We start from the raw sequence: 11,239 nt of genomic DNA, 5'->3' as shown, positions 1-11,239 counted from the left end.
CGCCGCTGGCCGCGCCGGTGCTTCCGCCGCCCGTGGGGCCGGCCCCGCCCGACGCGCCGGCACCGTCGGACCCTCCGCTCGGAGTGCCATCGGCGCCCGTACTTCCCGACGTTCTGGGCTTGGCGGTCTTCGCGACGACGCCGAGTCCCTTGTCCTCGATGCCCTGGAAGATCACCTGGAAGCTGGCGGCCTCGTCGCCCTCGGCGCCCTCCACGTCGGCAGGCAACCCGCCAACCAGCACGATCGACCGGGAGCCGGTGTAGTCGGAGTCCAACCAGGTGGCGGCGATCGGCGTGAGGTCGAACTCCCAGAGACCTGCCTTGGCGTCACGCTTGCCGACGACGGCGCCCTGCGAGCAGTCGAAGGCCGGCCGCCGCTTCCACGGGCCGCCTTCCGCGGCGACCCAGAAGGCGTCGGTGATCGGGCAGGCCACCACGGCGGCCTCGTCGACGTTGACCGCACTGCCGGGGGCGGTGGACTCCCGCAGCGCGAGTCGGAGGGACTTGACCGTCGAGCCGGTCGCGCCGTCGAGCGCGAACTGGATCGCGGAGATCCGCCGCTGCTCACCGCCGAGGACCGAGACGGGAAGGGCCCCCTTCGGGACGGTCAGCTCGGGCACCGCCGGCGGGGGAACGATGCCGCTGTCCGGCGGCGGCTCGTTGGTCGTGGTCCACCAGCCGGCCTGCGTCGGTCGGGCGCCGTCGCGAGCACCGGGATCGATGTCGGCAGCGGCAGCCGCGGGCGACTGCAGTGCGAGCGGCGAGCTGCCGAGCACCGCAACCACTGCCCAGGCGGCGACACCTCGGAAGCGCATGGTTCTCCTCGCGTCGTAGGGCCCCTGTGCCACACAACGGCGCGATGTGACGTGGGTTACGTCCGTGTCTCTCGAGACCCGCGACCCTTCAAGTCATCCACATGACGCGCCCGAGCCGGTGGTCGTGTCCAGCATCGCCGTTGTCCACTCTCGTACCTGGCGAGTGAGGGGACTCGGCATCCGACGCGCAGCATCCGTGTATCGATGAGGAGGAGACGGCGCCGCGGCACCGACGACAACCGAACATCGGCTTCTGCCCCCGACGGGCGACTCCGAAATGGACGAAGCCCCGGATCGAGGAGCACCACCACCAGGGTGGCGGAACTAGGAAGCCCAGCGCTGCGAGCGTGCGCAGGGCCGGTACGCCAGTGCTGACAACTCGGAACACTGCGGTCCTTGTTTCGCCCTCCGCGCTCGCTCGGCTCGACCGCTGGCCAGGCACGTGCTACCCCTTCGAGGCTGGACCTGTCGAGTCCGAGCACCCCTCGCCGACAACTCGGCTGCCGGAAGGGCTGAGTACGGTCGGGTGTGGGTCACGTGCTGCGGCGACCATCGACCGGTCGCCCGGCAATGCGGTCGGGCAGGAGGCGGGTCAGGATCCCCTGGAGCTCACGGACAGCGTCGGGCACGGGACCTCGAGGCGTGACGAACGACGTCCTGCGCAGACCGAGCTGCTCCCGCGTGTGACATATCGTCACCGCGAAGCGGGAGTCCATGGCCGTCTTGGTCATGAGAGTGCAGCCGAGACCTTCGGCGACAAGCCCGTGGATCATGCTCAGGTCGTCTGTGCGCATCAGGACCCTCGGCTCGAACCCTGCCTCGTGGGCGGCGCGACGCAGCACCCGGTCGGACGTCTCGTTCATGTCCCGACTACAGATCCAGTCCGCGTCGGCCAGCGAGGCGAAGTCGATGCCCCCACCGGCCGCCCGAGCCGACTCGCGGGAGACCAGGACCTGGTAGGGCTCTTCCACGATGACGGTCTGGTCCAGGCCCGGACCTGCGAAGGCCGGGTCGTCGACCGAGTCGTAGACCAGGCCGGCGTGCAGCTCTCCCGCACGCAGCATCGCGATGACCACTGTCGGCTCTGCCTCGACGACCTCCACCTGCACCTGTCGGCTCGAGCGCAGCGTCCGGATCGCGCGCGGGAGCAGCTGCGAGCCGACGGAGGCGAACGCGCCGATCCGGACCAGCCCCAACCCGGTGTCCCGTTGAGCGGCCAGCAATCGCTCGGCGCGCTCGAGCCTGCCCAGGATCTCCGCGGCCTCCTCGACGAGGACCTGACCGAGAGGGGTGAGTCGAGCACCACGCCGGTCACGGTCGACCAGCTGCGCCTTCGTGTGGCGCTCGAGGGCGGTGAGGTGGTGGACGATCGTCGGTACGCCGTACCCCAGCGCGCTACCGGCCTTGCTCAACGAGCCGTGATCCCGGATGCCGACGAGGACACGCAGCTGCTGAGGCGTGATCACCTCATACATAGTAGGAGACAGATGCACAAAAGTTGATATTCTCTCGAACACCGCGCGGCACTACAGTCCCGGTTCGTGACCACCATTACCGACGCCGAGCTCACGCTCTCGCCCGCCGAGACGCGTGTCCTCGACGTGCTGGACGAGGCGGCGCTCGTCGAGGAGCTCGTCGCGCTGATCCGCGTACCGAGCGTGACCGGGACCGACGCCGAGGCCGAGCTGCAGCACCGCTGCGCACAGGACCTCGACCGGCTCGGCTTCGATGTTGACGCGTGGGAGCTCGACCTGGCCGGCCTCGCCGCACACCCTGATTTCCCCGGGACGGAGGCTCCGCGGACCGAGGGCCACGGCCTGGTCGGGCAGCTGGGGCCCTCCGGAAGGCCCGCGCTCGTCCTCCAGGGACACATCGACGTCGTCCCCACCGGGGACCTCGATCAGTGGACGGACCGCGACCCCTTCGCCGGCGCCATCCGCGGCGGCGCGGTTCACGGTCGTGGAGCGTGCGACATGAAGGCAGGCGTCGCCGCCAACCTGGCGGTCGCACGTGCCCTGGCCATGTCCGGCGTACGCCTCGATCGGCCCTTCGCGGTGCACTCCGTCATCAGCGAGGAGGACGGCGGGCTCGGCGCCTTCGCCACGATGCTGCGCGGCCACTCCGGTGACGCAGCGATCATCACCGAACCGACCAGCGGCCGGATCGTCGTCGCCAACGCCGGCGCACTGACCTTCGAGCTCAGGATCCCAGGCCGCGCCACTCATGGAAGCTCGCGCCACCACGGCCACAGCGCGATCGAGGCGTTCCTCCCCATCCACGCCGCCATCGCGCGGCTCGAGGAGCGGCGCAACACCGGCCCGGACCGGCTCTTCGCCGACAACCCGCTCCCCTACCCGATCTCGATCGGCAAGATCCGCGCCGGCGACTGGGCCTCCAGCGTCCCCGACCTGCTGGTCGCCGAGGGCCGCCTCGGCGTCCAGCTCGACGAGCCGCCCGCCACCGCCCGCGCAGCCCTCGAGACCACCATCGCCCAAGCATGCGCACAGGACCCCTGGCTCCGCGACCACCCGGTCGAGGTCGCCTGGATCGGCGGCCAGTTCGCCTCCGGCCGGATCGGGGAGGACGAGCCCCTGATCGCCGACGTCGCGACCGCGATCAGGCACACCGAGGGACGCGATGCAGCGTTGGGAGCCGCCCCCTACGGCAGTGACCTGCGCCTGTACGTGGGGATCGGGGGCCTGCCCACCCTGCAGTACGGCCCCGGCGACGTGCGCCTCGCCCACGGCCCCCGGGAACAGGTAGACATCGACGAGATGGTCCGGTGCGCGAGGACCCTGGCGCTCGTGGCCGCCCGGCGGTGCGGCGCCCACCTCTGATCCGCCGACCACGAACGGGCAGCTCACTGTCCGCCCGACGGACGCGCCCATCCGGTGACGTCCTGAGCGTCGCCGGGGTCGCTGGGATGGCTCCTCAAGGCGCGGATCGCCACCCTCAGGTCGGGAACATCGGGAGGGTGGCGATGGCCGTCCCCAGCTCGATGAGGGTCCGCGCTCGCCATAGTCCGACGTTGCGTCAACCGGGTCGGCTGGGCCGCCAGAGCCGACCAAGGTGACGCCGAGTATCCGCAGGTCGACACACCCGAGCTCCACCCCGACGACATCCGCGACGACCTCCCTAAGATCCGCGCCATCGTCGAAATTGCGAACGAGTCCTCGACAACATGTCGGTCTACTGACCCACCGCTTCTGCGCGGCACAAGTCGCCGCACCTGGCGAGCGAACTCGCAGCGCGCCGTCCGCCACAAGCTCCCGCGCGCCGGCGCAAGGGTCGTGCACCCCCAGGGTGCACAACCGCCGCACGTCGCGACATTCGTTCGAGGAACCTGCCCCAGATTGATCGCCAACACCTAGCCGTGCGACTTAGGTGACTGAAACCAGCACGCATACGCACAACAGGAGGCCGACGCCGCAGCAACGGCGACGATCTCGGACCTCGAAGGTGATCTAGCCACCAAGCCGAGGGGCTCCACAAATGGACGAGGCCCCGGATCAAGGACCCGGGGCCAGCCACACGTGCGCGAGGGGGGAGTTGAACCCCCACGTCCTTTCGGACACACGGACCTGAACCGTGCGCGTCTGCCTATTCCGCCACTCGCGCGTGAAGCCCGGCAAGGCTATCCCAGTCGTCGCCCGGCGCCCAAACCGGCACCCGACCCACGGGGTCCCGGGTCGATGCGGCCACCACCGATACGATCGACACGCCCGGCGGGTCCGGGTGGGCGGCGCTGCCCGGCGTCGCCGTCGTGCCGTCGACAGGCCAGTGGCAACCGCGGAGAGGAGGGCCGACATGGGTGGACTGCAGCGCTTCGAGCAGAAGCTGGAGCAGGCGATCTCCGGTGTCTTCGCCCGTACCTTCCGCAGCGCCGTGCAGCCGGTCGAGATCGCGGCAGCGCTGCAGCGCGAGCTGGACAACAAGGCACAGGTCCTGTCCCGGCAGCGCCGCCTGGTGCCGAACAGCTTCTTCGTCGAGCTGTCCGCGGGCGACCTGGAGCGGATGGCGCCGTACGACTCGACCCTGGAGCGGGAGCTCGCCGAGCAGCTCAACGAGCACGCCGAGCTCCAGAGCTACGTCTTCCCCGGCCCGATCCGGATCACGTTCGAGACGGCCGAGGACCTCGGCACCGGACGGTTCCGGGTCCGCAGCAAGGCGGAGGCGTCCGTGACCGGCCACTCCCGCCCGCACGGCAACCTCCGCACCCGCGCCGTGCTCGAGGTCAACGGAACCCAGCACCCGCTGCAGCCACCGGGCCTCGTCGTCGGACGCGGCAGCGAGGCGGACATCCGGATCAACGACCCGGGTGTGAGCCGGCGGCACGCGGAGTTCCTGATCACCAGCTCTCCCGGGGCGGACGCCGTGCCCGGTGGCGGCCCGGTCCAGGTCGAGGTCCACGACATGGGCTCCACCAACGGGATCCGGGTCGACGGGCAGAAGGTCCCGCGTGCGGCGCTGCGGGACGGCTCCCGCGTGCAGATCGGCCACACCTCGCTGACCCTCCGACTGATGGAGGAGGCGGCGGATGTCTGAGCTGACCCTGTTCCTGGTACGGATCGCCTACCTCGCGATCCTCTGGATCTTCGTGCTCTCGGCGATCTCGGTGATCCGCTCGGACATGTTCGGCGCTCGGGTGCCCACCGCACCGGCCCCCGGCAAGCAGCCGCGCGCACCGAAGCCCCAAGCTCCCCGCCGCGGTCGGCCCACCCACGTCGCCGTGGTGCAGGGCGTCAACACGGGGATCACCGCCGACCTCGCGAACGCGCCGATCCTGATCGGTCGCGGCAACGACGCGGCGATCCGGCTCGACGACGACTACGTCTCCACCCGGCACGCGCGGATCGTCGCGTCGGGCACCCAGTGGTACGTCGAGGATCTCGGCTCCACGAACGGCACCTATCTCGGCACCCAGCGGATCACCCAGCCGGTCCCGGTCGGGCTCGGATCGCAGGTCCGCATCGGAAAGACCATTCTGGAGCTGAGGAAGTAGATGACAGAACCTGCCTCTACCTCCGTTGGGGGCCCTCCCGACCCTGCGGAAGCGGACGGCTCCGTCCCCCACGTCCCGGTCCAGCCGGCCGGCGCGGCGCTCCGGCTCCGATTCCATGCGGTCTCCGATGTCGGACGGGTGCGCAAGGACAACCAGGACTCCGGCTACGCCGGCCCCTGGCTGCTCGCGGTCTGTGACGGCGTCGGCGGGGCGGCGCGCGGAGACATCGCCTCGAGTACGGCGATCGCCGAGCTCCGCCAGCTCGACGAGCCCCCCGGCTCGGTGGACCTGATCGACCGCGTCAACGACGGCTTGCACGAGGCACACGTCTCCATCGGCTCCCAGGTCGACCAGGACGCTTCGCTCAACGGCACCAGCACCACCGCCACCGTCGCGCTCTTCGACGGCGGCCGGCTCGCGGTCGGGCATGTGGGGGACTCGCGCGGCTATCTCTACCGCGACGGCGAGCTCTCGCAGCTCACGAACGACCACACCTTCGTGCAGAGCCTGATCGACGAGGGGCGGATCACCGAGGAGGAGGCGCGGGTCCACCCGCACCGCAACCTGATCCTGAAGGCCCTCGACGGGCTGCACGAGGTGGAGCCCGACCTGTTCGCGCTCGAGCTGGTGGCCGGCGACCGCCTGTTCCTGTGCAGCGACGGCGCCAGCGGGGTCCTCGACGACGGTCGGCTCGCCCAGATCCTCTCCACCGGCACCCCGGAGTTCGCCGCGATCGAGCTGGTGCGCGCGAGCCTGGACGCCGGCAGCTCCGACAACGTCACCTGCGTGGTCGCCGACGTGCTCAGCGCGGAGGAGGCCGACGCCGATGCCGGCATCGCCCCGCAGGAGCCCCAGGTCGTGGGCGCCGCCGCCGATCTCAAGCAGCGTCGCGCCCCGCGTGCCCTGTTCCGCGGACACCGCTCGGGCGACACCGGCGAGCTCGAGCCGGTCACTGCCGAGATCCCGGCGGGCATCGACTACGCGATCCGCGCCGACCCGCCGATCGACCCGGAGGCGGCCCGGTACGCCCCCCAGCCGCCGCAGCGGTTCACCTGGCCCCGGCGTCTGCTCGCGCTCGCCGTACTGCTGGGCCTGGCCTGGATCGTCCTCGGAGGTAGCTACTGGTGGAGCCAGCAGCAGTACTACATCGGCGAGGACGACGGGAACGTCGTGATCTACCGCGGGGTCCAGGTGCCCGGCCTCTCCGCCGTCTACCGCACCACCGACCTGTCCCTCGACGACCTCCCCGAGGTCAAGCAGGACAGGGTGCGCGAGGGCATCGCCGCCGACAACTTCGAGGACGCTGCCGAGACCGTGCAGCAGCTCGGCGAGGAGGCGCGCACCCCGGACCCCGAGCCGACCGACGCCCCCGAGAGCACGGGCGGCTCCGCCAGCGACCTCGGCAGCTCCATCGGCTCCGCGACCAGCCTGCCCGACGAACCGGCCCACCACGCCGAACCCTTCGAACCCGGCAACGACTCGTGACTGCCCGCTGACATGGCCACCAACTCCGCCCTGATGGGCTTCGTGCACCGCCGCCGGCGGGGCGCGGAGCTCTTCCTGCTGATCCTCGCGCTCGTCGTGGGCATCGGCGCCTACGCGTCGGTGGGGCTGGGTGTCGACGGTGAGGTCCCCGCCGACCTGATCGGGTACGGCGGCTGGCTGGCCGTGCTCGTCGTGGCCGGCCACGTCGCGGTGCGGATGGTCGCGCCCTACGCCGATCCGGTGCTGCTGCCGGTGGTCGCGGCCCTCAACGGGCTGGGGCTGGCGATCATCCACCGGCTCGACCTCGCGAAGGACTCCAACCTCGCGAGCCAGCAGCTGACCTGGATGACGCTCGGGGTGGTGCTGTTCATCGCCACCCTGGTCGTGCTGCCCGACCACCGGCTGCTCGCCAGGTTCACCTACACCTCCGGACTGGCGGCGATCGTGCTGCTGATCCTGCCGATGCTCCCGGTGCTCGGACAGGAGATCAACGGCGCCCGGATCTGGATCTCGCTCGGTCCGTTCAGCTTCCAGCCGGGTGAGATCGCCAAGGTGCTGCTGGTGGTCACCTTTGCCGGCTACCTGGTGGTGCACCGCGACGCCCTCGCGCTCGCCGGCCGCCGGGTGCTGTTCCTCGACCTTCCGCGCGGCCGCGACCTCGGCCCGATCCTGATGATGTGGGTGATCAGCCTCGGCATCCTGGTCCTCCAGCGCGACCTCGGGTCCAGCCTGCTCTTCTTCGGCCTCTTCCTGGTCATGCTCTATGTCGCGACCGAGCGGCCGGGCTGGCTGGTCGTCGGCGGCCTGCTGTTCTTCGGCGGCGCGGCCATGGCGTTCCGGCTCTTCGGCCACGTCCAGCAGCGGGTCGACATCTGGCTCGACCCGTTCGCCGACCCGGACGGCAGCGGCTACCAGCTGGTCCAGGCGCTCTACGGCTTCGCGTGGGGCGGCCTGATCGGGCGCGGTCTGGGCGAGGGGATGCCGGAGCGGGTCCCGTACGCCGAGTCCGACTTCATCCTCGCGGCGATCGGGGAGGAGCTCGGCCTCACCGCCGTGATGGCGGTGCTGCTCCTCTACGGCCTCGTCGTCGAACGCGGCCTCCGCGCGGCACTGATCTCCCGCGACGGCTTCGGCAAGCTGGTCGCCACCGGCCTCGCGGCCGTCTTCGCGCTCCAGATCTTCGTCGTGATCGGCGGCGTCACCCGGCTGATCCCACTGACCGGCCTCACCACGCCCTTCCTGTCCTACGGCGGCTCCTCGCTCATCGCCAACTGGGTGATCATCGCCATCCTGCTGCGGATCTCCGACCAGGCGCGGCGACCGCTGCCCGACCTCACCGAGCCCGACGGGGACCCCGACCAGCAGGAGACGCAGATCGTCAAGGCCGTCCCGAGGGAGGTGACCGACCGATGAACAAGCCGATCCGCGCCGTCTCCATCTTCTGCATGTTCTTGTTCCTCGCGCTGATGCTGAACGTCAGCTACGTCCAGTTCTGGCGTGCCAAAGACCTCAACACCGACCCGAAGAACGCACGGGTCGCCGCAGCCGCCTTCAGTCGCGAGCGAGGCCTGATCCTCGTCGGCGACGACGCCGTCGCCAAGAGCGAGCCGGTCGACGACCGCTACAAGTACCTCCGCGTCTACCCGCAGGGCCAGCTGTACGCGCCGGTCACGGGCTACCTCCAGCTCGGGAGCCAGACCGGCATCGAGCGCAGCCAGAACGAGGTGCTCTCCGGTGAGGACCCGCTGTTGTTCGTGAATCGCCTGGTCGACCTGGCGCGGGGCGACACCAACAAGGGCGGCAACGTGCTGCTCACCCTCGACGCCGCGGCACAGCAGGCGGCCTTCCGGTCGCTCCGTGACACCGTGGGTCCCGACGGCGAGGGTGCGGTGGTGGCGATCCAGCCCAAGACCGGGCGGATCCTCGCCATGGTGTCGTTCCCGACGTACGACCCCAACCAGCTGGCCTCCCACGACCGGGAGACCCGCGAGAAGGCCTACGACCGGCTCGACTCCGACCCGCACGAGCCGCTGGTCAACCGGACCATCCAGACCCGGCTGTTCCCCGGCTCGACCTTCAAGATCGTCACCGCCGCGGCCGCTCTCGAGGACGGGCTCTACGACGTCGGCGACGACGTGCCCTCGGGCGCGACGTGGCAGGCACCAGGCACGACCGGCTCGCAGAACGTGATCGACAACGAGGGCCGGAGCGGTTGCAGCCCCACGGAGGTGTCGTTCGAGACCGCGATGGCCCAGTCCTGCAACACGGCGTTCGCGAAGATGGCGGTCGAGGTCGGCCCCGAGAAGCTGCGCGAGCAGGCCGAGGCGTTCGGCTTCAACAGCGACTACCTCCTCGACCTCGGGCCGCAGGCCCAGTCGGTCTTCCCGCGGGATGTCGTGGATGTCGTCGACGGCGAGCAGCAGGAGCCCCGCGAGCTCGACGACGCGGAGACGGCCCGCTCCGGATTCGGCCAGTTCAGCGTGCAGGCGACGCCGCTGCAGATGGCCATGGTCGTCTCGGCGATCGCCAACCGCGGCACCCTGATGCGACCACACCTGGTGCAGGAGGTGCAGAGCGCCGCGTTCGACGTCCTGGAGACGGCCGAGCCCGAGGAGCTGCGCAGCGCCATCTCCCCGCAGACGGCCGCCGACCTCACCGAGCTCCTCGTCGCCACGGTCGACGACGGCACGGCCTTCCCCGCCGCGATTCCCGACGTCAGCGTGGCCGGGAAGACCGGCACCGCGCAGCGTGGGGTGGAGGGCAAGCCGCCGTACGGCTGGTTCGTCTCGTTCGCACCGGCCGAGGACGCCGAGGTCGCGGTCGCGGTCATGATCCAGGAAGCCCCGGGGAAGGACATCTCGGGCGGCCAGCTCGGCGGTCCGATCGCGAAGGCAGTGATGGAAGCGGTGCTGAACAAGTGACCGAAGCGTGCAGCCGCGTCCGCGGCGAGACGAACAGCGACCGCGACCGCGCGGGTTCGCTGCGAGGGAGCCACCAGCCATGAGCCAGTACGCCGACCCGGCGGGTCGTTACCGCCTCGACTCCGTGATCGCCACCGGCGGCATGGGCGTGGTGTGGCGCGCCACCGACACCCGGCTCAACCGCACGGTCGCGGTCAAGGTCCTCAAGGCCGAGTACGCCGACGACCCGACGTTCCGCAGTCGCTTCGAGGGCGAGGCGCGCAGCGCGGCCGCCCTTCACCACCCCGCCATCGCCGGGGTCTACGACTACGGAGCCGGCGAGGAGCGCGAGTCGCTGTCGCCGTACCTCGTCATGGAGCTGGTCGACGGACAGCCCCTCTCGGCGCTGCTGGCCGAGGCGAGGGCCAGCGGCCGGACCCTCGACACCGCGGTGGTGCAGGATCTGATGGCCCAGGCCGGCGAGGCGCTCGGCGTGGCCCACCGCGCGGGCATCGTGCACCGCGACGTGAAGCCGGCCAACCTGCTCGTCACCGCCGACCGACGCCTGAAGATCACCGACTTCGGCATCGCCCGCGCGGCCGACTCGGTCGCGCTCACCCGGACCGGCTCGGTGATGGGCACTCCCCAGTACCTCAGCCCCGAGCAGGCCCGCGGCAACCCCTCGACACCGGCGTCCGACGTGTACTCCCTCGGTGTGGTCGCCTTCGAGTGCCTGACGGGCAGGCGCCCGTTCGAGAAGGAGACGCCGGTCGCCACCGCGCTCGCTCACCTGCAGGACCCGGTGCCGACCCTGCCCCCGAGCGTTCCCGCGGACCTGGCGGCAGTCGTCACGCGCGCCCTGTCCAAGGAGCCCACCGAGAGGTACGACGACGGTGCGGCGTTCGCCAGCGCGCTCCGGGATCCCGGGCAGGCGGTCGCGGCCGGCCTCGCCGCCCCGACAGAGGGCGCGACCCAGGTGCTGCCGTCGGTCGGCTCCCCCGTGACCGGGCCCGACCGGGTGCCCCCGCCCGCGCCGAT

The 11,239-nt window shown here is 70.9% G+C and carries 8 protein-coding genes, 1 tRNA gene and 1 pseudogene; 7 read left to right on the top strand and 3 right to left on the bottom strand.

Annotation, left to right across the window (positions count from 1 at the left end):
* Positions 1-814 (bottom strand): annotated as a pseudogene (locus E7Z54_RS14575) (hypothetical protein); the annotation flags it as partial.
* 533 nt (positions 815-1,347) lie between these two features.
* Positions 1,348-2,280, bottom strand: a complete 933-nt coding sequence (locus E7Z54_RS14570) for a LysR substrate-binding domain-containing protein (protein ID WP_206056228.1) — start codon at positions 2,278-2,280, stop codon at positions 1,348-1,350.
* A 75-nt stretch (positions 2,281-2,355) separates the two neighbouring features.
* On the opposite strand from E7Z54_RS14570, the gene E7Z54_RS14565 reads away from it, so the two are divergent.
* Positions 2,356-3,651, top strand: a complete 1,296-nt coding sequence (locus E7Z54_RS14565; RefSeq protein ID WP_240769692.1) for an ArgE/DapE family deacylase — start codon at positions 2,356-2,358, stop codon at positions 3,649-3,651.
* A 697-nt stretch (positions 3,652-4,348) separates the two neighbouring features.
* On the opposite strand, the gene E7Z54_RS14560 is transcribed toward E7Z54_RS14565, so the two are convergent.
* Positions 4,349-4,432, bottom strand: a tRNA-Leu gene (locus E7Z54_RS14560).
* Positions 4,433-4,621: 189 nt separating this feature from the next.
* On the opposite strand from E7Z54_RS14560, the gene E7Z54_RS14555 reads away from it, so the two are divergent.
* The 6 genes from E7Z54_RS14555 to E7Z54_RS14530 form a co-directional block, all read left to right on the top strand.
* Positions 4,622-5,359 (top strand): FhaA domain-containing protein, encoded by a 738-nt coding sequence (locus E7Z54_RS14555; protein WP_136434870.1) that lies wholly within the window; start codon positions 4,622-4,624, stop codon positions 5,357-5,359.
* Positions 5,352-5,816: an FHA domain-containing protein FhaB/FipA gene (locus tag E7Z54_RS14550; protein ID WP_136434869.1), complete on the top strand. Its 465-nt coding sequence runs from the start codon at positions 5,352-5,354 to the stop codon at positions 5,814-5,816. Before E7Z54_RS14555 ends, E7Z54_RS14550 begins: the two co-directional genes overlap by 8 nt.
* Positions 5,817-5,954: 138 nt before the next feature.
* Complete coding sequence (locus tag E7Z54_RS14545) at positions 5,955-7,301, top strand: PP2C family protein-serine/threonine phosphatase (RefSeq protein WP_240769691.1); 1,347 nt, start codon at positions 5,955-5,957, stop codon at positions 7,299-7,301.
* A gap of 12 nt (positions 7,302-7,313) precedes the next feature.
* Complete coding sequence (locus E7Z54_RS14540; protein WP_206056226.1) at positions 7,314-8,714, top strand: FtsW/RodA/SpoVE family cell cycle protein; 1,401 nt, start codon at positions 7,314-7,316, stop codon at positions 8,712-8,714.
* Positions 8,711-10,222: a peptidoglycan D,D-transpeptidase FtsI family protein gene (locus E7Z54_RS14535; RefSeq protein ID WP_136434865.1), complete on the top strand. Its 1,512-nt coding sequence runs from the start codon at positions 8,711-8,713 to the stop codon at positions 10,220-10,222. The genes E7Z54_RS14540 and E7Z54_RS14535 overlap by 4 nt, the downstream gene beginning before the upstream one ends.
* A gap of 79 nt (positions 10,223-10,301) precedes the next feature.
* The coding region (locus E7Z54_RS14530) for a serine/threonine-protein kinase (RefSeq protein WP_136434863.1) at positions 10,302-11,239 on the top strand (938 nt) is incomplete at its 3' end.

The sequence above is a fragment of the Nocardioides sp. genome, from assembly GCF_004803405.1.
Taxonomy (GTDB): Bacteria; Actinomycetota; Actinomycetes; order Propionibacteriales; family Nocardioidaceae; genus Nocardioides; species Nocardioides vastitatis.
This window is presented reverse-complemented; position numbering and strand designations above follow the sequence as displayed.

What these genes read in the sequence shown, in the direction of transcription:
- E7Z54_RS14550 (WP_136434869.1), top strand. Translation starts at nt 5,352, where the DNA reads ATGTCTGAGCTGACCCTGTTCCTGGTACGGATCGCCTACCTCGCGATC.
- E7Z54_RS14555 (WP_136434870.1), top strand. Translation starts at nt 4,622, where the DNA reads ATGGGTGGACTGCAGCGCTTCGAGCAGAAGCTGGAGCAGGCGATCTCC.
- E7Z54_RS14540 (WP_206056226.1), top strand. Translation starts at nt 7,314, where the DNA reads ATGGCCACCAACTCCGCCCTGATGGGCTTCGTGCACCGCCGCCGGCGG.
- E7Z54_RS14535 (WP_136434865.1), top strand. Translation starts at nt 8,711, where the DNA reads ATGAACAAGCCGATCCGCGCCGTCTCCATCTTCTGCATGTTCTTGTTC.